This is a genomic window from Polaromonas sp. P1_G2, from assembly GCF_056405515.1.
On sequence record NZ_JBFUBY010001101.1, the window covers coordinates 1 to 461 of the forward strand.

Consider the following 461-nt stretch of genomic DNA (forward strand, 5'->3'; position numbering starts at 1 on the left):
TCCTTCCGGCTTGATCCAACCCAAACAAGCGATTTCATCAGAGTCCTTCAGAATTAAAAGGAAAATAATAGTGATATCACTATATTGTCAAGGCGATTTGCAGTGGTTAAGAGCAGGCAATTCGCGCAAGAAACCTGCAAGTTTTCGGCCCGTGTCGGCAATCCACAACTGAAGCGCTGGACAGATGCGGCCCTGTCCTTTACCTCTTCGCAATGGTCATACAATTGACGGGAGGCTAACATGTCGAGTGCTTTGACGATTCCTGATCTTGCCGGCAAGGCGGTGCTGATTACCGGGGCCTCGACCGGCATCGGTGCGGCCCTTGCAAAAGCGTTTGCCGCGCAGGGGGCACAGGTCGGCCTGCACTACAATTCCAGCGTCGAAGCGGCGCATGCTGTTGCCAAGGAGATCGAGGACGCTGGTGGCAGCGTCGTTCTGCTGCGTGGCGATGCGACCAACTC

Annotated in this window: 1 protein-coding gene; it reads left to right on the plus strand. The window is 54.7% G+C overall.

Annotated features, from left to right (window positions below; genetic code table 11):
* Positions 1-240: 240 nt before the first annotated feature.
* Positions 241-461: SDR family NAD(P)-dependent oxidoreductase (locus AC1D0P_RS29255; RefSeq protein WP_477679939.1), on the plus strand; the 221-nt coding region annotated here is incomplete at its 3' end.